Origin of the sequence: Amycolatopsis sp. 195334CR, assembly GCF_017309385.1 — a bacterium.
In the GTDB taxonomy this organism is placed as follows: domain Bacteria; phylum Actinomycetota; class Actinomycetes; order Mycobacteriales; family Pseudonocardiaceae; genus Amycolatopsis.
Map to the genome: position 1 here is coordinate 557,410 of NZ_JAFJMJ010000003.1, position 19,081 is coordinate 576,490.

Annotated in this window: 15 protein-coding genes and 1 pseudogene; 7 read left to right on the top strand and 9 right to left on the bottom strand. The window is 71.7% G+C overall.

Annotated elements, in window-relative coordinates:
- Positions 1-149 precede the first annotated feature (149 nt).
- Positions 150-881, top strand: a complete 732-nt coding sequence (locus JYK18_RS39660; RefSeq protein WP_206809011.1) for a GntR family transcriptional regulator — start codon at positions 150-152, stop codon at positions 879-881.
- Between the two features lie 92 nt (positions 882-973).
- On the opposite strand, the gene JYK18_RS39665 is transcribed toward JYK18_RS39660, so the two are convergent.
- The 7 genes and pseudogenes from JYK18_RS39665 to JYK18_RS39695 form a co-directional block, all read right to left on the bottom strand.
- A complete protein-coding gene (locus JYK18_RS39665; RefSeq protein WP_206809012.1) occupies positions 974-2,020 on the bottom strand; it encodes a zinc-binding dehydrogenase in 1,047 nt (348 codons plus the stop codon).
- A 65-nt stretch (positions 2,021-2,085) separates the two neighbouring features.
- The gene (locus tag JYK18_RS39670; protein ID WP_206809013.1) at positions 2,086-3,135 is read right to left on the bottom strand and encodes an LLM class flavin-dependent oxidoreductase; all 1,050 of its coding nucleotides are present in this window, start codon (positions 3,133-3,135) and stop codon (positions 2,086-2,088) included.
- 15 nt (positions 3,136-3,150) lie between these two features.
- On the bottom strand, positions 3,151-4,575 hold the full coding sequence (locus JYK18_RS39675; RefSeq protein WP_206809015.1) for a gamma-aminobutyraldehyde dehydrogenase: 1,425 nt from the start codon (positions 4,573-4,575) through the stop codon (positions 3,151-3,153).
- 118 nt (positions 4,576-4,693) lie between these two features.
- Positions 4,694-6,040: pseudogene (locus JYK18_RS39680) on the bottom strand (APC family permease); the annotation flags it as partial.
- Positions 6,037-6,300: a hypothetical protein gene (locus tag JYK18_RS39685; protein ID WP_206809016.1), complete on the bottom strand. Its 264-nt coding sequence runs from the start codon at positions 6,298-6,300 to the stop codon at positions 6,037-6,039. The pseudogene JYK18_RS39680 and the gene JYK18_RS39685, both read right to left, overlap by 4 nt.
- Positions 6,297-7,808 (bottom strand): FAD-binding oxidoreductase, encoded by a 1,512-nt coding sequence (locus tag JYK18_RS39690; RefSeq protein ID WP_206809017.1) that lies wholly within the window; start codon positions 7,806-7,808, stop codon positions 6,297-6,299. Before JYK18_RS39690 ends, JYK18_RS39685 begins: the two co-directional genes overlap by 4 nt.
- Positions 7,805-9,037 (bottom strand): (Fe-S)-binding protein, encoded by a 1,233-nt coding sequence (locus JYK18_RS39695; RefSeq protein ID WP_206809018.1) that lies wholly within the window; start codon positions 9,035-9,037, stop codon positions 7,805-7,807. Before JYK18_RS39695 ends, JYK18_RS39690 begins: the two co-directional genes overlap by 4 nt.
- A 163-nt stretch (positions 9,038-9,200) precedes the next feature.
- Here JYK18_RS39695 and JYK18_RS39700 point away from each other — a divergent pair, with 163 nt between their 5' ends.
- The 5 genes from JYK18_RS39700 (at position 9,201) to JYK18_RS39720 (ending at position 14,620) form a co-directional block, all read left to right on the top strand.
- Positions 9,201-9,950: an FCD domain-containing protein gene (locus JYK18_RS39700; protein WP_307796266.1), complete on the top strand. Its 750-nt coding sequence runs from the start codon at positions 9,201-9,203 to the stop codon at positions 9,948-9,950.
- 49 nt (positions 9,951-9,999) lie between these two features.
- Positions 10,000-10,728, top strand: a complete 729-nt coding sequence (locus JYK18_RS39705; RefSeq protein WP_206809019.1) for a cache domain-containing protein — start codon at positions 10,000-10,002, stop codon at positions 10,726-10,728.
- 191 nt (positions 10,729-10,919) lie between these two features.
- On the top strand, positions 10,920-12,527 hold the full coding sequence (locus tag JYK18_RS39710; protein WP_206809020.1) for an ABC-F family ATP-binding cassette domain-containing protein: 1,608 nt from the start codon (positions 10,920-10,922) through the stop codon (positions 12,525-12,527).
- Positions 12,524-14,110 (top strand): ABC-F family ATP-binding cassette domain-containing protein, encoded by a 1,587-nt coding sequence (locus tag JYK18_RS39715; protein WP_206809021.1) that lies wholly within the window; start codon positions 12,524-12,526, stop codon positions 14,108-14,110. The genes JYK18_RS39710 and JYK18_RS39715 overlap by 4 nt, the downstream gene beginning before the upstream one ends.
- 78 nt (positions 14,111-14,188) lie before the next feature.
- Positions 14,189-14,620, top strand: coding sequence for an Ohr family peroxiredoxin (locus JYK18_RS39720; protein WP_206809023.1), 432 nt, complete (start codon positions 14,189-14,191; stop codon positions 14,618-14,620).
- Here the strand turns inward: JYK18_RS39720 and JYK18_RS39725 are convergent.
- Together JYK18_RS39725 and JYK18_RS39730 are read right to left on the bottom strand one after the other, a co-directional pair.
- The gene (locus JYK18_RS39725) at positions 14,617-15,642 is read right to left on the bottom strand and encodes an alpha/beta fold hydrolase (protein WP_206809025.1); all 1,026 of its coding nucleotides are present in this window, start codon (positions 15,640-15,642) and stop codon (positions 14,617-14,619) included. The genes JYK18_RS39720 and JYK18_RS39725 overlap by 4 nt on opposite strands.
- 97 nt (positions 15,643-15,739) lie before the next feature.
- A complete protein-coding gene (locus tag JYK18_RS39730) occupies positions 15,740-18,376 on the bottom strand; it encodes an AAA family ATPase (protein WP_206809965.1) in 2,637 nt (878 codons plus the stop codon).
- Between the two features lie 103 nt (positions 18,377-18,479).
- Here JYK18_RS39730 and JYK18_RS47825 point away from each other — a divergent pair, with 103 nt between their 5' ends.
- A complete protein-coding gene (locus JYK18_RS47825) occupies positions 18,480-19,079 on the top strand; it encodes a DUF6130 family protein (RefSeq protein WP_307796267.1) in 600 nt (199 codons plus the stop codon).
- Positions 19,080-19,081 lie beyond the last annotated feature (2 nt).

A 19,081-nucleotide genomic window follows, 5' to 3' on the forward strand; every position in this document is an offset into this window, starting at 1 on the left:
GCTGGGGGTGTGCCCCGACCGTCGCAGGCCCGCCGGTCGGCGGTCAACGACCTGTATTGACAAGTCATGCAGTGTTCACCTGCGGATTTCCCGCCGTACTCGGAGTTGCTGGGTGCACTTGTCCAGTCATGCTGGGTAAGCTGGCGATCATGGCCCCCCTGCACCGGACGCTCGCCGCCGAACTCCGCCGCCGCATCCGCGAGGGTGAGCTGGCCGTCGGGGATTCGCTGCCCTCGGAAGCGCAGCTGTGCCTGGAGTTCGGCGCTTCCCGCGGGCCGGTCCGGCAGGCGCTGTCGGCGTTGCGCGAGGAGGGGCTGATCGGCGGCGGGCAGGGCAAGCGGGCCGTGGTGCTGGACGCCGTGCCGGCGCAGCCGTTCGAAACCTTCCTGTCGTTCACCCGGCGGGCCGAGCTGACCGGGCACGTGCCGGGGCAGCGGCTGCACGAGATCGCCCTGCGCCGTCCGGAACCGGCCATCGCCGCGGCACTCGGCGTGGAACCGGAAACCCATGTGGTGCAACTGGTCCGGCTCCGCCTGCTGGACGGCCGCCCGGCCATGCTGGAGCGGATGAACTACACCGAGCCGGTCGGGCGGCCCCTGCTGGAGGCCGATCTGAACGCGGGCTCGATCTACGCGCTGCTGCTGGCGCGCGGGGTCGACCTGCACAGCGCGCGGCACACCTTCGACGCGGTGGCCGCCGACGCGCTCGACGCGGAACTGCTCGAAGTGCCCGAAGGCGCGCCCCTGTTGCGGGAACGGCGGATGACCGCGGACTCCGCCGGAACCCCGCTGGAGTGGTCGGAGGATCGCTACCGCCCCGACCTCGCCACGGTCACCGTCACCAACACGCGCAGTTCACGCCCCACGGCCAACCGGCTCTGACGGCACCCCTCGCCCCGCCGATTGCTATGAGTGGGGCATTACTAGCGTTGAATGCAAGTAATGCCCCACTCATAGCAATCGCTGGCGATCGGTCAGGGGGTGACGGCCTGCCGCGCGGCTTCCCCGGCGCGGGCGGCGGTGAAGGCGGCGTCGAGCTGGTCGAGTCCGTACCGGCCGTGCACGAGTTCCGCGAAGGGGTGGTCGCGGTGGTGCGCGGCCAGGAAGTCGACCGCGGTCTGGAGGTCGTCCGGCCGGTAGTTGTGCACCCCGGTGATCGTGTGCAGCCCGCGGACCAGGAGTTCGGGCTCGACGGGGATCGCGGGGCCGGGGAAAACCGAACCGGCGAGCACGGCGATGCCCCCGACGGCCAAGGTGTCCAGACAAGTGGTGACGGCCTGGTGTGCGCCGGACAGCTCGATCGCCACGTCGAACTCGCCGGTGGGCTTCTCCGTGGCTTCGGCGGCGCCGAACCGCAGCGCCCGGTCGCGCCGGTCCTGGTGCGGGTCGACGGCGACCACGTGCGCGCCCTGGTGCGCGGCCATCGCCACGGCCGTCACGCCGAGCATGCCCGCGCCGGTGATCAGCACCCGTGCGCCCCGGAGATCCCGTGCTGCCCTGAGCGCCGCCGCGACCGTGGCCGTGGCGCAGGACGCCGGGGCCGCCACGACGTCGGGGATCTCCTCGGGGACCTCGACGATCGTGGTGCCGGGGACGAGCAGGCAGTGCGAGGCGAACCCGCCGGTCAGCGGCCGCTCGGGGCGCAGTTCCTGGTGCCCGTACTTGGTCAGGCGACGGCACTTCTGGGGCAGGTCCCGCGCGCAGCGGTCGCAGTCACCGCACGAGGCGGTGACCGACCAGACCACCCGGGCGCCCGTCTCGACCGGCGTCCCGTCGAGCAGCCGGGGCGCGGGCTCGCCGACCGCGACCACCGTGCCGACCTGCTCGTGCCCCAGCACGCCGGGCACCGGCGACGGCCGCGCGCCCGACACGGTGTGGACGTCGCTCCCGCAGACCGTCGCGAGGTCCACCCGGACCAGCGCCTCGCCGGGGCCCGGTGTCCGCGGCACCCCGGTCTCGACGACGTCGAAGGGCCGGTCGGCGCCGTTCCAGCGGGCGTAGCGAACGGAGGTGGTGATCATTCCAGCACCCTCGCACCGGAAGGTGTCTATACAAGCTCGGCCGGGTGGACCCGCGGTTACGGGAGTCAGGCGAACTGCGGCATCACCTCGTCGTGGATGAGGCGGAGCTGGTCCCGCATGGACGCCACACCCGGCATCTCCAGGCCGGAGAAGGCCTTCACCAGCGCGGCGTCGGTGATCGCCAGGATCAGGTGGTTCACCCCGGCCGAGGTGATCTCCGACTTGATCTTCTCCACGCACTCCGCCGGCGTGCCCGCCACCGACAGCCGGTCGGCCAGTTCCGGCGAGGTCAGCTCGTACGCGCGATCGACCCGCCCCTCCCCCACCGCGGCGATGATGTCGGTCAGCTCGGCCGGGTCGACGTTGTTGCGTTCCAGCTGCTCCACCGGCATCGACGACGCGTACAGCCCGACCATCGCCCGCGCGGCGTCCTTCGCCGCCTTCGAATCGGGGCCGGTGGCGAAGACGATCCACGCGCCGAGGTCCAAGGTGTTGACGTCCCGCCCGGCGCGTTCGGCGCCGATGCGCACGTTCTCCACCATGTACTCGTACGCCCGCTTCGTGTAGCTCAGCGCGTGGTGCACGCCGTCGGAGATCTCGCCCGCCACCTGGAACGACTTCGGGCCGCGCATGGCGCCCAGCTTCACCGGCACCCGTTCCTGCACCGGCCGGGCGAAGGTGAACAGGCCGTGGTACGAGTAGAACTCGCCGTCGTAGGTGATGGCGCCCTCGTCGAGCAGGGTGCGCACGGCGTGGTGCGCCTCCTTCATCCGGGTCAGCGGTTTGGTCTTGACCCAGTCGATGCCGTACTGCGCGAGCAGGCCGAAGTTGCCCGAGCCCAGCACGCACTCGGCCCGGCCGCCGGTCAGCTCGTCCAGCGTGGCGGTGGCCTGTGCGATCAGCGACGGCTCGCGCAGGGTCACCGCCGACAGGCTGGGGCCGAACCGGATGTTCTTCGTCTTGTCGGCCGCCGCCGCGAACAGCAGCCACAGGTCCTTGTGCCAGGTCTCGTCGGCCGCGTAGCAGGCGTGGAACCCCAGCTCGTCGGCGAGCTTGATCGACTCGATCGTGTCGCCGAGCGGGTAGTCGGGCAACATCACGTAGCTGAAGCGCATGATCCTCTCTCCCTATCAGACGTCCAAAGTGGACATGACGTGCTTGACCCTGGTGTAGTCCTCCAGCCCGTACATCGACAGATCCTTGCCATAGCCCGAATGCTTGAACCCGCCGTGCGGCATCTCGGCCACCAGCGGGATGTGCGTGTTGATCCACACGCAGCCGAAGTCCAGCCCCTTCGACATGCGCAGCGCCCGGCCGTGGTCCTTCGTCCACACCGAGGACGCCAGCCCGTACTCGACGTCGTTGGCCCAGCGCAGCGCCTCGGCCTCGTCACCGAACCGCTGCACGGTGATCACCGGCCCGAAGATCTCCTGCTGCACCGCCTCGTCGTCCTGGCGCAGGCCGGAAACCACGGTGGGGCGGTAGAAGTAGCCGGTGGCACCGGCCCTCGCGCCGCCGTGGTCCACCCGGGCGTGATCCGGCAGGCGGTCGACGAACCCGGAGACCCGGTCCAGCTGGTTGGCGTTGTTGAGCGGGCCGTAGACCGCGTCATCGCCGGTGCCGGTGGTGGTTCCGGCGGCCTGCTCGGCCAGCGCCGCGACGAAGTCGTCGTGCACCCCGGGCCCGGCGAGCACCCGGCTGGCGGCGGTGCAGTCCTGACCGGCGTTGAAGAACCCGGCCTCGGCGATGGCCTGGGCCGCGGCGGCCACGTCGGCGTCGTCGAACACGATCACCGGTGCCTTGCCGCCGAGTTCGAGGTGGACGCGCTTGAGGTCGGCGGCCGCGGCGGAAGCCACCTCCCGGCCCGCGCGCACGCTGCCGGTGATCGACGCCATCGCCGGGATCCGGTGCGAGACCAGGGAAGCGCCGGTCTCCCGGTCACCGCACACCACGTTGAACACACCGGGCGGCAGGAACTCCGCGGCCAGTTCGGCCAGGAACGCCGTGCTCACCGGGGTGGTGTCGGAAGGCTTGAGCACCACCGTGTTCCCGGCGGCGAGCGCGGGCGCGAACTTCCACAACGCCATCAGCGCCGGGTAGTTCCACGGCGTCACCTGCGCGCACACGCCGATCGGCTCCCGGCGGATCCACGAGGTGTGCCCCGCCAGGTACTCCCCCGCCGACTTGCCCTCCAGGACCCGCGCGGCCCCGGCGAAGAACCGCAGCTGGTCCAGCAGCATCGGCAGTTCCTCGGACCGCGTCAGCTCCAGCGGTTTCCCGGTGTTCTCGCATTCCAGCGCGAGCAGTTCGTCGGCGCGGTTCTCGATCGCGTCGGCGAACCGGGACAGCGCCAGCTGCCGCTCCCCCGGCGTCGACTCGCGCCAGGTGGTGAACGCCTCCGCGGCCGCGGTGAGCGCCCGGTCCACGTCCTCCGGGCCGGAGACCGGCGCCTCGGCGAACACCTCGCCGGTGGCCGGGTCCACCAGTTCGGCGGTCCGGCCGCTCAGCGCGTCGGTGTACTGCCCGCCGACGAAGTTGCGCACGGTGCGGGTCATGCGTCTTCACTCCAATCGCGTCACCGGCGACGGCGCCGGAGTTCCGGTGGGGCCGCAGCAGCACGAGCACCAGCAGACCGGCGCCGACCACGACGACCCCGGACAGCAGGGTCAGGTAGTTGTCGTACCAAGGGGCTTCCGGCGTGCGCGGCCACACCATGTTGACCATCGCGGCCACGCCGTAGACCAGTGCCGCGACGGTCACCGGAAGGCCCCAGCGGCCGAGCGTGAACGGCCCGGACGGCCGCCACCCCTTCAGCCTGGCGCGCAACGCGGCCAGCACCACCAACTGGAAACCGAGGTAGATGCCCAGCACGGCGAACGAGATGATCTTCGTGGTGGCGTCCTCCGAGATCCCGGAACCGAGCACCACCACCGCCGGGACGACCGCGGCCAGCACCAGCGCCGCCGGCGGCACGCCACGCGCCCGCGAGAACGCCGCCAGCACGCGGCTCCCTGGCAGCATGCCGTCCCTGGCGTAGGAGTAGACCAGCCTGCTCGCCGCGGCCTGCAGGCTCAGCGCGCACGACAGGAACGAGATCAGCACGATCCCGAGCACCACGCGCGAACCCCAGTCACCGAAGGCGGTACCGAGCACGGTGGACACCGGATCGGGGTCGGCACCGGAGATCACCGCGCCGAAGTCCGGCACCGACAGCACCAGCGCCAGGCAGACGAAGGTGGCCGCGGCCCCACCGACGTAGATGGTCATCCGCATCGCCTTGGGGATCCGCCTGCTCGCGTCCGGCACCTCCTCGGCGACGTCCCCGCAGGCTTCGAAGCCGTAGTACTGGAAGATGCCGATCAGGCTCGCGGCCAGGAACGCCGCGAGGTACGAACCTTCCGGCGCCGCCCCGAAACCGTCGAACAACACGCCGAGCCCGTGGTGCCGTTCGGTGAGCAGCAGCCAGCCACCGACCGCGAGCGCGCCGATGATCTCCGTGCTGAACCCGATGATCGCGGCCAGCGCGAGCGCCCTGGTGCCGCCGACGTTGATCAGTGTGGCGAGCCCGATCATCACCAGCGCGCAGACGATCGTCGAGGTGGTGGACGCTTCGAGCCCGAGCAGCGCGGCCAGGTACGGCCCGGCGCCGTAGGTCACGCTCGCGATGGTCACCAGCAACGCGATGGCGTACACCCAGCCGGTCAGCCACGCCCACTTGCGGCCCCACAGCCGCCGCGCCCACGGGTACAGCCCACCGGCCAGCGGGTACTGCGAGACGATCTCGCCGAACACCAGCGCCACCAGCAGCTGCCCGAGCCCGACCACCAGCAGGCTCCAGATCATCGGCGGGCCACCGGCGGCCAGTGAGACGGCGAACAGCGTGTAGATGCCGACCACCGGCGACAGGTAGGTGAAGCCGAGCGAAAAGTTCGCCCACAGGCTCATGTCCCGCCGGAACTCCGAGGTGTACCCCAGCGCGGTCAGCCGTTCGCCGTCCGGGTCGGTGGTCGTGCTGGTCATCGCTCGCGGTCCAGTTCGTCGAGCAGTTCCTGGGCCGACAGGGTTTTCTCCGCCCAGTGCCGGTGCATCCACTCCAGGTGGTCGGTCCGCCCGGCGGCGATGCGCAGGGTGTCCCAGTTCGGGAACTCCTGCTGCTGGACGTGATCCGCCATCAGCTTCGGGTCGACCTCGAAGAGGTGCTCGAACCGTTCCACCGCGACGTCGGTGACCTGCCGGGCCGGGGGCGGCGTGTGCTCCTCGTCGTACCGGTAGCCGGTCATGCTCGGACCCCCTGTTCGTAAGCTCGCTGGAGCCCGTACTTGCCGGGGTTCATGATGTTGTTGGGGTCGACCGCGCGTTTCACGTCCAGCATCACGTCGTAACCGCCGCCGAGTTCGAGCGGCACCAGGTCGACCTCGCCCTCGCGGCAGGAACCGTGGCAGGCGCTGATCGAGCCACCCGCGCGCAACGCCACCGCGGCGATCTCCCGCTTGGCGTCCACCCAGGCCGCCCACGCCTCGTCGTCGAGTTCCTGTTCCCAGATGCCGATGTCGATCTCGGTGAGGTAGTCCACGCCGGTGTTCGCGCTGGTGTAGAAGAACATCCCCCAGTCGTCGAACACGTCGAAGCGGGCGCGGAGGCGCTCGACGATGGCGTGCCACTCGACCCGGACCCCGGCCAGTTCGGTGTAGTTGATCGCCGCGTCCTCGCAGTGCCAGCTCATCGGCGCGACCTGACCGGAGCGGGTCCGTCCGTGCAACGGGGTGGCGTAGCGGTCGTGCCGCGCGGCCCAGTCGCCTTGGGAGATCTCGTCGCCGAGATAACGCGCGCCCGCATCCCTGGCGATGCGCAGCAAACGTTTGCCACCCGCGCGGACCTCGTCCTCGTTGCCGTAGGCCACCGCGCACACCAGCGCGCGCACGTCCGCCGGTTGCGGGATGTACGCCTCGTCGTCGCGGCGGAGATAGTCCACTTTCCACTCATCAAAGAGGACAGCGCCGGCGAAGGTGGCCACCCCGGCGCGCGCGAGTTGCCCGACGCAGCGGTACGCGCTGTCGTAGTCCGGAAAGGACCAGAACGGCGAGAGTTCCGCCTCCGGCTTGGGGAACAGCTTCAGCGTCGCCTCGGTGGCGATGCCGAGCGTGCCCTGGTGCCCCATGAACAGGTGCTTGAGCTGGTACCCGCTGGAGCTCTTGGACACCTTCCGGCCACCGCCGTCGCCGAGGTGGATCACCTTGCCGGTGGGCAGCACGAAGTCGAAGCTGAGCACCAGGTCCCGCGAATGCCCGTACCGCGAGCCGACCAGCGACCAGCCGCTGGTGCCGATCCGGCCGCCGACCAGCGAGCACGGGTAGGAGGCCGGATCGTCCGGGTAGATCAGCCCGTGCTTGGCCAGCACCTCGTTCAGCTTGAGCGCGTTGATGCCGGTGCCCACCGTGCAGGTCCGGTTCTCCAGATCGATCTCCTTGATCTGGTTGAGGCGCTTGACGTCCACCACGATGCCGCGGCGTTCGGGCACCGCGCCGTCGGTCAGGCCGGTGCCGCCGTCACGGGGCACGATCGGGATGCGGTGCGCGTTGGCAATGCGCACCACCTCGGCCACCTCCTCGGTGGATCCGGGCAGCACCACCAGGTCCGGCACGCGTTCCGGCCACCGGTGCACCGGGAACGGCGCGGGCACCCTGGCCCGGTTGTAGCGCGCGGTCTTCGAGGTCAGCACGTGCTCGCCGCCGATCGCGCCGGCCAGTTCGGTGAGCACGCGGCCGGAGAGTTCCGGTGCGATGGTCATGCTCCCCGGCTCCCCCCGACCTCGATGCCGAGTGATTCGGCGAGCAGTTCGTGGATGTCGACCACGTCGATGGCGTGGGCCTCGCCCGCGGCGGACAGCGGGCGCTCGGACCACGGGCAGGCCGACACCAGCGTGTCGACCTCCAGCTCGGCCGCCTTCGCCAGCCGGTTCTCGCTGATCTTCGCGGTGAGTTCCGGTTTCTCCACCGGGAGCCCGCCACCGCCGCCGGAGCAGTAGGACCACTGCGTCACGCGGTCGACGTCGTTGAAGGTCAGCCCGGGGATCGACCGCAGGATCTCGCGGGGTTCCCGCCAGACGCCCTTGCGCTTGTTGAGCCGGCACGGGTCGTGGTAGGTGATCGTGTGCTCGATCGGGATCTCCGGGGTGAGCCTGCCCTCGGCGATCAACTTCGCCAGCAGTTCGACCACCAGCACGATCTCGATCTCGTAGTCGTCGCCGAAGTAGGCCGGGTAGTCCTCGGTGAAGGTGATGTAGTCGTGCGGGTCGAGCACCAGCACGCGCTTGACCCCGGAGGCCCGCCAGTCGGCCAGGTTGTGCTCGGCGAACCGCTTGGCCTGGTCGCGGTAGCCCATTTCGGCGGCGGGCCCGCCGCAGCACCACTGCTCGCGCATCAGGCCGAACTCCACGCCGGCGCGCTGCAGGATCTGCGCCACCGCACGCGGGACCGAAGTGCGGTAGAAGGCCGCCTCGCAGTCGACGAACAGAATGGTCTCGCCACCGATCGGCAGGTCCAGCCCGGACGACCAGTCGCGCACGTGGTCCTGGCTCACCGGCACCTCGCCGAGCACCGGCTCGTGCGTGCGCTCGTCGGTGAGCTGGTTCCAGCGCTGGTAACCGGGCTGGTGCACGCCGTTGTCCACGGCCAGCGCGCGCATCTGCTTGACCAGGTCGACCGTCCGGGTGCGGAAGCGGTAGAAGTCGCCGGTGAACAGGGTGTTGGGGCAGCGCAGTTCGCAGGCACCGCACTGGGTGCAGTTGACGTAGTCCTCGGCCACGTCGGAGACGGTCAGTTCGCCCTTCTCCATCGCGACGACGTTGGCGTGGAAGGCCGTCGGCGTCCACGACTCGTTGCGGGTCACCTGCATCACGGGGCAGACCTCGCGGCAGAACTTGTGGCCCGAGGAGAAGCAGTTGTAGCTGGCGTTGCGCCAGTCGGACAGGAATTCGACGGTCACCGGTGAGTGGTGGTGGTCCGGGGCTTCGGTCATGGAGCGGCCTCCCGGGTCAGGTCGGTGCACGGGTTTCGCTGTGAGCGCGGTCACGCTAGGCTAAAAACATATGACTTCATAGTTCAACGCGCAAGGGGTACCCGGCGGTCCCCGGTTAGGCTGCGGGCCCGGAACTGGGCTACCGAGAACGGGAGGACTGCCGGTGAGCGAACGCGGGGAGTCGGGCACTCCGCGGCACGTGATCTTCGCGCCGCTGGCCGACGGCGGCCGGGTGGACGTGGTCGGCAGGCGGATCAGCGAGGCGATCGGCCTCGGCCTGATCACCGACGGCGAGCAGCTGCCGAGCGAGACCGAACTGGCCGGCGCGCTCAACGTGTCCACGGTGACCCTGCGCGAGGCGCTGTCCTCCCTGCGGCAGCAGGGCCTGCTCGAAACGCGGCGCGGCCGCGGCGGCGGCAGCTTCGTCCGCGCCCCGGCCGACGCTTCCACCGCGCGCCTGCGCAAGCTGCTGCGCGAGACCGGCGTGCACGAGCTGCGCGAGATCGGCGACCAGCACCTCGCGGTGGCCGGGACCGCGGCCAGGCTGGCCGCCGAACGCGCCTCCGCCGACCACCTCGACCGGCTGCGCGGGCTGATCGACCAGCTCGCCGCGGCGGCCACGGTCGGCGAAAGACGGCGGGCCGACGGCCGGTTCCACATCGAGATCGCGGCCGCGGCCCAGTCGACCAGGCTCACCCGCCAGGAGATCGACCTGCAGGGCGAGATCGGCGAACTGCTGTGGATCCCGCTCGGCGAGGCGGTGCAGCTGGACGAAGCCGTGGCGCAGCACCGCGAGATCCTCGCCGCGATCGAAGCCGGTGACGGCGAGCGCGCCCGTGCGGCCACCGAATCCCACATCGAGCACGGGATCGCCCGGCTCATCGAATTCCACCTGCAGCTCGCCCAGCGCTGAGGCCTTACCCTGGGACCACTCACTGGCGAGCACGTGTTCTGGAGGCGCCGTGGCCCACGCGCGGGACCTGGACGACCGCGTGGCCACCGCGCGGGTCGAAGCCCTGTTGAACGAGGTTTTCGCCGGGATCGGCGCGCTGGCCGCGCAGGTGGTCGCGCTCTACGAACGGGCGGGCGCCGAGGGGCGCGCGCCGAGCACCACCGATCTCGCCGCGCTGCGCCCGGCCATCCTGGCCCACCTGCGCGGCCCCGGCCCGGCGCTGGCCGGCACCGGCGTGATCATGGCGCCCGAACTGCTGGCCGACGAACCGCGCTGGCTCGAATGGCTGCGCCTGCCGCTGGGCTCGTCCGAACCGTGCCCGCTGTCGGTGGATCTCGACCCGCACAGCGTGGCCGGGTACGAGTACACCTCGACCGAGTGGTTCTCCGCGCCCCGGCGCACCGGGCGGCGCGTGGTCGTCGGCCCGTACGTCGACTACGCGGGCACCGACGAGTACATCCTCACCTTCGCCGAGCCGATCCGATCGGGTGAGCGGTTCCTCGGCGTGGCCGCGGCCGACATCCGCGCGACCGACTTCGAGCAGTCGATGCTGCCGGTGCTCGACGCCACCGCGCCACGCTCGGCGCTGGTCAACGGCTTCGGCCGGGTGATCGCGTCGAACTCGCCGGACACCCTGCTCGGCCTGCTCGCGCCGGAGGCCAGGCAGGAGTGCGCGCTCCCCCGCGGGGACGCGTGGGCCGACTGCGACGGCCTGCCCTGGTCCCTCCGGACCGTCTGACTTTGCTATGGTCGAAGGGAGTCCCCAGATCCAGGAGCGTTGACGTGGCAGGTGAAGACGACATCTCCGGGTGAGCCCGGAGCTGCCAGGCCACCGGCAGGCTGAACCCAGCCTTCGCCGTCGTGGCCGGTTTTTGTCGTCCACCACACACTTTTCGGGGTCGTCCCCGCACACTTTCCTGAGGTCTCGACATGTCCGACGCCGCTGTCGTCTGCACCAACCTGTCCTTCTCCTGGCCCGACGACACCCCCGTCTTCGACCAGCTCTCCTTCTCGCTGCCCGGCGGCCGCACCGGGCTGGTCGCGCCGAACGGCGCCGGGAAGTCCACTTTGCTCAAACTCGTCGCCGGTGCGCTGACGCCCGCGTCCGGCTCGGTCTCGGTGGACGGCGTGCTCGGGTACCTCCCGCAGGACCTGCCGCTGACGCAGGATCTGAGCGTGGCCGAGGTGCTGGGGATCGCCCCTGTGCTGCGGGCACTGGAGGCCATCGAAGCCGGGGACGCCGACGAGGCGCACTTCACCACCATCGGCACCGACTGGGACGTCGAAGAACGCACGCGCGCCCAGCTGGCCCGGCTCGGTCTCGGCGGGCTCGCGCTCGACCGCCGCCTCGACACGCTCAGCGGCGGGCAGATCGTCTCGCTCGGCCTGGCCGCACAACTGCTGAAGCGGCCCGACGTGCTGCTGCTCGACGAGCCCACCAACAACCTCGACCTCGACGCGCGCCACCAGCTCTACGACGTGCTCGCCGACTGGACCGGCTGCCTGCTGGTGGTCAGCCACGACCGCGAGCTGCTCGACCGGATGGACCGCATCGCCGAACTCGACCGCGGCGAAATCCGGTTCTACGGCGGCAATTTCACCGAGTACGAGCAGGCGGTGCAGGCCGCGCGCGAGGTCGCGGAGAAGAACATCCGCAACGCCGAGCAGGAGGTCAAACGCGAGAAGCGGGAGATGCAGCAGGCACGCGAACGGGCGGCGCGCCGGGCCAGCAACGCCTCGCGCAATCTCGGCAACGCCGGGCTGCCGAAGATCTTCGCCGGGACCATGAAGCGCAACGCGCAGGAGTCGGCGGGCAAGGCCGACGGCACGCACGGCGCCCGGCTCGACGCGGCCAAGGCCAAACTGGACCAGGCCGAGCGTTCGCTGCGCGAGGACCAGAAGATCGCGCTGCACCTGCCGCAGACGGCCGTGCCCGCCGGGCGCACGCTGTTCCTCGGTCAACGGCTTCGAGTGCGGGAGCTGTTCGCCGGGGATGGGGCCGACCTGGCCATCCGCGGGCCCGAGCGGATCTCGCTGACCGGTGCCAACGGCAGCGGGAAGTCCACGCTCCTGCGGATCGTGCAGGGCGAACTCGAACCGGAGAGCGGTGAGGTGCGCCGGTCCGACGGCCGGATCGCCTACCTTTCGCAGCGCCTCGACCTGCTCGACCCCGAACGCACGGTGGCCGAGAACCTCGCCGACGCCGCGCCGGCGATGCTGCCCGCGGATCGGATGAACCTGTTGGCACGCTTCCTGTTCCGCGGTGCGAGGACGCAGTTGCCGGTCGGTGTGCTCTCCGGTGGCGAACGGCTGCGCGCCACGCTGGCCTGCGTGCTGTTCGCCGAACCGGCACCGCAGCTGCTCCTGCTCGACGAGCCGACCAACAACCTCGACCTGGTCAGCGCCGGGCAGCTGGAGAACGCGCTCAACGCCTACGAAGGCGCGTTCGTGGTGGTCAGCCACGACGAGCGGTTCCTGGCGAACATCGGCATACAACGAAGGCTGCGGCTGGAAGGCGGACGGCTGGCCGAAGCGTGAGCGCCCTGGTGGCCCGCGAGCTCGTGCGCGGCTTCGGCGGCCGCCGGGTGCTCGACGGCGTCTCGCTGACCGCGGCTCCCGGGCACCGGATCGGGTTGATCGGCGAGAACGGCGCCGGGAAGTCGACCCTGCTGCGCCTGCTGTCCGGAGTGGACGAACCCGAGCGCGGCACGGTCACCCGGCCGGCGGATCTCGGCTACCTGCACCAGGAAATGCCGTTCGACGGCACGGCAAAGGTGACCGACGTGCTCGACGACGCACTGGCCGACGCCCGTACGACGCTGTCCTCATTGGACAAGCTGGGCGCCGCGCTCGACGATCCCGACCGGCTCGACGAGTACGCCGAGCTCCTGGAATACGCACAGCGGCACGACGTCTGGGACGCCGACCGGCGCGCCGAGATCGTGCTGGCCGGGCTCGGGCTCGGCGCGGTCGAGCACCATCGCACGCTCGCGTCGCTGTCCGGCGGGCAGCGCGGGCGGCTGGCGCTGGCCGCGCTGCTGGTGCGCCGCCCGTCCGCGCTGCTGCTCGACGAACCGACGAACCACCTCGACGACGACGCGGCGGCGTACCTGGAAGAACAGCTCCGCGGGCTGCCGGGCACGGTGGTGGTGGCCAGCCACGACCGCGCGTTCCTCGACGCGGTGTGCACCGACGTGCTCGACCTCGACCCCGCGGTGGACGGCCCGACGCGGTACGGCGGCAACTACAGCGCCTACCTGGCCGAGAAGCACGCGGAACGGCAGCGCTGGGAACGCCGGTTCGCCGAGGAGCAGGAGGAGATCGCCGAGCTGCGCGACGCACTGGGCCTGACCACGCACCAGGTGGCGCACCACGGCGTCAAGCGGGACAACGAGAAGATGGGGTACGGGCACACGGCGGGCCGGGTGCAGAACCAGATCTCGCGCCGGGTGCGCAACACCACCCGCCGGCTGGAGGAGCTGGAACGGCGGCGGGTTCCGCCACCCCCGCCGCCGCTGCGGTTCCAGCCCGGTGCGCTGGCCGAGCAGGCGCCGGGCGAGGTGCTGGTGGCGTTGCGCGAAGTGCACCTGCCCGGACGCCTGTCTGTTGATCGCCTCGAGGTGACGGCCACCGAACGGCTGCTCGTCACCGGGGCCAACGGTGCCGGTAAGTCGACACTGCTGGCCGTGCTGGCCGGGCACGTCGAGGTGGCCGGGGTTCGCCGCCAGGAGGGGTTGCGGATCGGGTTGCTGAGCCAGGACACCGAATTCGACCGGCCCGACCTCAGCGCGCGGGCGATCTACCGGTCGGTGCTCGGCCCGGACGCGGTGCCGCTCGTATCGCTGGGCCTGCTGGGCAGGCGGGATCTCGGCAAGCCCGTCGGCGCGCTGTCGGCCGGCCAACGGCGGCGGCTCGCGCTGGCGTTGCTGGTGGCCGACCAGCCGCAGTTGCTGCTGCTCGACGAGCCGACGAACCACCTGTCCCCCACGCTGTGCGACGAACTGGAGGACGCGCTGGGCAGCGGTCCCGGTGCGATCGTGGTGGCCAGCCACGACCGGTGGCTGCGCTCGCGCTGGGGCGGCACCACCATCCGGCTGGGCCCCGATGACGTACGCCCGTGACGTCACCCGACGGTCTCGGAGGTGGTCCGGCCGGTTCTAGCGTTCTCCCGCAATCACCACAGCGATAAGGAAAACGCGATGCCTGAGATCACCTACACCGCCGTCGCCACCTCCACCGCGGAGGGCCGCAACGGCGGCCGCGCGACCTCCGACGACGGCGCGCTCGACGTCACCCTCGCCGTGCCCGCGGCACTCGGCGGCGCCGGTGGCGGCACGAACCCGGAGCAGTTGTTCGCCGCGGGCTGGGCGTCCTGCTTCGTCGGGGCCGTGCGCCGGGTGGCGACCGCGAAGCAGGTGCGGCCCGGCGACCTCGCGGTCGTCGCGGAGGTCACCCTCCACCACGACACCGAGGCGAGCGAGTTCAAGCTCAGCGCCGCGCTGCACCTGGAAGCCTCGGGCATCGACCAGGCCACCGCCGACGAACTGGTGCGGGGCGCGCACCAGATCTGCCCGTACTCGAAGGCGACCCGGGGCAACGTGGAGGTCTCGCTGGACGCCACGGTCGCCTAGAGCCGGTCCGCGTCCACGATGGCCTGGGTGAACGGTTCGGGAGCCTCCTGCGGAACGTTGTGCCCGATCCCGGCGAAGACGCGGTGTTCGTACTTGCCGGTGAACTTGGCGCGGTAGGGCTTCCCGTCCGCCGCCGCGCCGTCGAAGTCGCTGCCGATCGTGATGGTGGGTACGGCGATCGACGGCGCGGTGGCGAGCTTCTGCTCGTAGGCGTCGTACTGCGCCTCGCCCGGTGCGAGACCGAGGCGCCAGCGGTAGTTGTGGATGACGATGTCGACGTGGTCGGGGTTGTCGAAGGCGGCCGCGCTCCGGTCGTAGGTGGCGTCGTCGAATGTCCACTGTGGAGACGCTCGCTGCCAGATCAGCTTGTTGAACTCGCGCGTGTTCTGGCGGTACCCGAGCACCCCGCGCTCGGTGGCGAAGTAGTACTGGTACCACCAGCCCAGCTCGGCCGCGGGCGCCAGCGGCTGCTGGTTCGCCTGGAGGTTGGTGATGATGTAGCCGCTCACCGAGACCAGCGCCTTGCAGCGCTCCGGCCACAGCGCGGCGATGATGGCGACCGTGCGCGCACCCCAGTCGAAGCCGCCGAGCACCGCCTTGCCGATGCCCAGTGCGTCCAGGAAGGCGACCACGTCGGCGGCGATGGCCGACTGCTGTCCATTGCGGACGGTGCCGTCAGACAGGAACCGGGTCGCGCCGTACCCCCGCAGGAACGGGATGAGCACCCGGTACCCCTGCGCGGCCAGCAGCGGCGCGACGTCGGCGTAGCTGTGCCCGTCGTACGGCCAGCCGTGCACCAGCACCACCGGCGTCCCGGTGGCCGGCCCGAATTCGGCGTACGCCGTGCTGAGCACCCCGGCGGTGACCTGCTTGATCGGGCCGAGCGAGGTGTTCTTCCCCTCGCCCGCCCGCAGGTCCGGCGCCGCGGCGGGTTTCTCCGGCGAGCACGCGGCCAGCGAACCGGCCGCCACCCCGGCCGCGCCCGCGGCCAGCACCTGGGTGAATCGTCGCCTGCTGATCATCCGGAACTCCCTGCGCGATCGTCGTGGTGGAAACGACCGCGACGTTAGGCAGCCGGCGCCACCCGCGGCGACCGTCGAGTGACGCTGCCGGCGTACGTCACCGCTCGCCGAGCGCCTTCGCCAGTTCGGTGCGGGAGTTCACCCCGAGCTTGGGGAAGATCCGCTGCAGGTGGGTGCCGACGGTCCGGTGCGACAGGTACAGCTGCTGCCCGATCTCCCGGTTCGTCAGGCCGGTGGCCGCCAGCTGGGCGATGCTCAGCTCGTGCGGGGTCAGCCGTTCGCGCGCGTCCGGGTCCCGGTTCGGACTGGACTCCCCCGCGCTGCGCAACTCCCGCCGGGCGCGCTCGCCCCAGGCCGCCATGCCCAGCGCGTCGAAGGCCTCCCTGGCGGTGCGCAGGTGCGCGCGGGACTCCACGACCCGGCGCTGCCGCCGCAGCCATTCGCCGAAGGCCAGGTGCAGGCGACCGCGTTCGGCGGGCCAACCGACCAGGTCCGCCCGCAGCGCCGCGGTGAACGCGTCCTCTGTGGACTCCAGCACGGCGTGCGCGTACCGCAGGCCGATGTCCAGAGCCGGTGAGGTTCCGGCGAAGGGGGTCAACGTGCGCAGAACGTCCCGCATCGCGCCGGTCTGTCCGGATCGGACGGCCGCCTCGGTGAGTTCGGGCAGGAAGTACGCGCGCAGGGCCAGCTGGTAGGCGGGGTCCGCCGGATCGAGCACCCGGCTCAGCTGCGCGAACGCGTCGTCGAACCGGCCCTCGCTCAGCGCCAGGACGCCGCGGGCGAGCTGGACGGTGGCCAGCACCGGGCGCGCGCCCGCGGCGAGCCCCGCCCGTTCGGCTTCGTCCGCGAGCTTCCCGGCCTGTTCGTGCTCACCCCGCAGCGCGGCGATCTCCGCCTGCACGGCCTTGGCCAGTCCGCCCATGAACGGCTGTCCGGTCTCCTGCGCCAGCCTGACCGCCTCGGCCGCGATCGGCGCCGCGGTGATCAGGTCCCCGAGCCGGACCCGGCTCCACGCCTGCACGGCCAGCGCGCGCGTCAGCAGGCCGAGTCGTCCCTGGGCGCGCAGGCCCGGTGCCGCTTCGGCGGAGAACCGCGCGGCCACGTCGAACGCGCCGATCTGCAGTGCCGCACTGCCCAGGTACCGCAGGGTTTCCGGGTCGGTGACGGCTGCCGCGCGCAGTCCATTCCGGACAGTCTCGGCTCGGTCGAACGGCGCCACGTACGCGGCGATCGCGACCTTGCGCGGATCGTCGTCGCCGAGGGGCAGCCGGTCCAGCACCTCCAGCAGCGTGTGGCGGGCCTTCTCCCCGGGTTCCGCCCAGAAGCAGCGCATCGCGGCACCCCAGAGGATCCGCGACGCCGCATCCGGGTCGGCGACCGCTCCGGCGAGGTCGGCCAGTTCCGCGACGCGTGCGCTGTCCTCGCGGACACCGTCGTCGAAGATGCTGGGCAGCCAGCTCGCCGTGGCGCTCTGGTGCGGCGTGAGGTCGAGGGTCCGCGCCTCGCGCACCAGCCGCCCGGCCGTGTCGCGGCGGCCGGACTCGGCGGCGAGTTCGGCGGCACGCAGCAAGCGCCCGGCCTTGGTGTCCTGCCGCTCGCTGAGCCGCGCCGCCCGTTCCAGCGTGGTGATCGCGGCGGCGACTCCGCCCCGGTTCAGCGCGCGATCGGCGGCTTCGGCCAGCTCCGCGGCCACGTCCTCGTCGAGTCCGGCGGTCGCGGCGGCCCGGTGCCAGGCCCGCCGGTCGGCCTGGTCCGTCTCGGCCAGCGCGAGGTGCGCGCGCCGCTGGTCGGCGGGCGTCGCAGCGGCGGGAATGGCCGACCGCATCAGCGGGTGCCGGAAGGTCACCTTGCCCGATCCGAGGTCGATCAGCCGGGCCGCCACCGCGGGCGCGAAGACGTCCGGCTCGGTGGTGCCGAGCACGCGCGCGGTGGCGGCGAGCACCTCGGCGGCCGAGTCGCTCTGGGCGAGCGCGGCGATCAGCAGTGCGGTCCGGGTCTCGTCCGGCAGTTCGGCGACCCGGGCGGCGAACGCGCGGTGCAGGCGGTCAGTCAGCGGCAGCACCGGGTCGAGGCGGTCCAGCGCGGCGGGCAGTTCGATGAGGGCCAGCGGATTCCCGGCGGCCTCGGCGAGCAGGCGCTCCCGCACCTCGGGTTCGAGGCCGAAGGCGGTCGAGTCGAGCAGTTCGGCGGCGCTCTCGGCGGGCAGGCGGTCGAGCGGCATCGGGTGCAGCCCGGCGTCCCGCAACGGTCCGCTTTCGCGGGTGGCGGCGAGCAGCACCACGGGCTCGGTTTCGATCCGGCGGGCCACGAAGGCGAGGACGTCGGCGCTGGCCTGGTCGAGCCAGTGCACGTCCTCGGCGACGATCAGCAACGGCGCCGCGTCGACGAGCAGGGTCAGCGCGGCCAGCCCGACCAGGTAGGGGCTGGGCTCGGCGGCTTCGGCGAGGCCGAGCGCGGTCCGCAGGGCTTCGCGCTGGGCGGGCGGCAGGTCGTCGACGCCCGCGCGGACGGGGTAGAGAAGCTGGTGCAGTCCGGCGTAGGCGAAGTCGCGTTCGGCGGCCGTGCCGGTCGTCCGGAGCACGCGGAACCCGGCCGCCAGCGAGACCGCCTCGGCGAGCAGGGCGGACTTCCCGATCCCCGGCTCGCCGACGAGCAGGGCGCCACCGCGGCTGCCGGGCTCGTCGATCAGCTCGGACAGCACCTTCAGCTCGGGTTCTCGGCCGAACAGCGGCATGTGCTCCTCCTCGATCTTCGACATTACTTCCCCGCGCGTGACGTACGCCGGTGACGTCATCCGACCGACGCGGAGACCGCCGCCGCCGACCTAGCTTGGCCGCGTGTCCCTCTTCGCGAACGTGCCCCGTGTCCTGGCTTCCGCCGCCGTGGTCGTCCTGGCGACCGCGTGCTCGGCCGAAGCCGCGCCCACCGCCCCGGCTGCCGCCACGACTGCCGCGGCTGCCGCACCCGCGACCCCGGCTGCCGCAGCGACTGCCCCGGCTGCCGCGCCTGCGACCCCGGGCGGCGCGGCGGTCGCCCCGGGCGGCGCCCCGACCGCCGCCGCGCCACCGGGTGTTCCGGCGACCGAGCCGTCCTGGCCACCCGCGCCGGTGGTCCCGCTGCCATCGCAGCCGCCGCCCGCGCTGGTCACCGACGCGCCACTGCCCGAGCAGCTGGCCAAGGGCCTCGCGGTGATCCGCTACCGCGCGGAGAACCTGCGGATCGTGCCGGTCTACGGACCGGCCGCGCTGGACGTCTCGCCGCGGGTCGGCCACATCCACGTGACCGTCGACGGCGCGCCGTGGCACTGGGCCGACGGCAGCGGGGAGCCACTGATCATCCAGGGCCTGCCGTCCGGCCCGCACCAGGTGCGCGTCGACCTCGCCGATCCGACGCACCACGTACTGGACAGCAAGACCGTCGAGTTCACCATCCCGTGAAG

Bases quoted from the DNA above. Each gene is read 5' to 3' on its own strand.
- JYK18_RS39670 (WP_206809013.1), bottom strand. From the start codon at position 3,135: ATGCGCTTCAGCTACGTGATGTTGCCCGACTACCCGCTCGGCGACACG.
- JYK18_RS39660 (WP_206809011.1), top strand. From the start codon at position 150: ATGGCCCCCCTGCACCGGACGCTCGCCGCCGAACTCCGCCGCCGCATC.
- JYK18_RS39710 (WP_206809020.1), top strand. From the start codon at position 10,920: ATGTCCGACGCCGCTGTCGTCTGCACCAACCTGTCCTTCTCCTGGCCC.
- JYK18_RS39695 (WP_206809018.1), bottom strand. From the start codon at position 9,037: ATGACCGAAGCCCCGGACCACCACCACTCACCGGTGACCGTCGAATTC.
- JYK18_RS39685 (WP_206809016.1), bottom strand. From the start codon at position 6,300: ATGACCGGCTACCGGTACGACGAGGAGCACACGCCGCCCCCGGCCCGG.
- JYK18_RS39690 (WP_206809017.1), bottom strand. From the start codon at position 7,808: ATGACCATCGCACCGGAACTCTCCGGCCGCGTGCTCACCGAACTGGCC.
- JYK18_RS39720 (WP_206809023.1), top strand. From the start codon at position 14,189: ATGCCTGAGATCACCTACACCGCCGTCGCCACCTCCACCGCGGAGGGC.
- JYK18_RS39730 (WP_206809965.1), bottom strand. From the start codon at position 18,376: ATGCCGCTGTTCGGCCGAGAACCCGAGCTGAAGGTGCTGTCCGAGCTG.
- JYK18_RS39665 (WP_206809012.1), bottom strand. From the start codon at position 2,020: ATGATCACCACCTCCGTTCGCTACGCCCGCTGGAACGGCGCCGACCGG.
- JYK18_RS39725 (WP_206809025.1), bottom strand. From the start codon at position 15,642: ATGATCAGCAGGCGACGATTCACCCAGGTGCTGGCCGCGGGCGCGGCC.
- JYK18_RS39675 (WP_206809015.1), bottom strand. From the start codon at position 4,575: ATGACCCGCACCGTGCGCAACTTCGTCGGCGGGCAGTACACCGACGCG.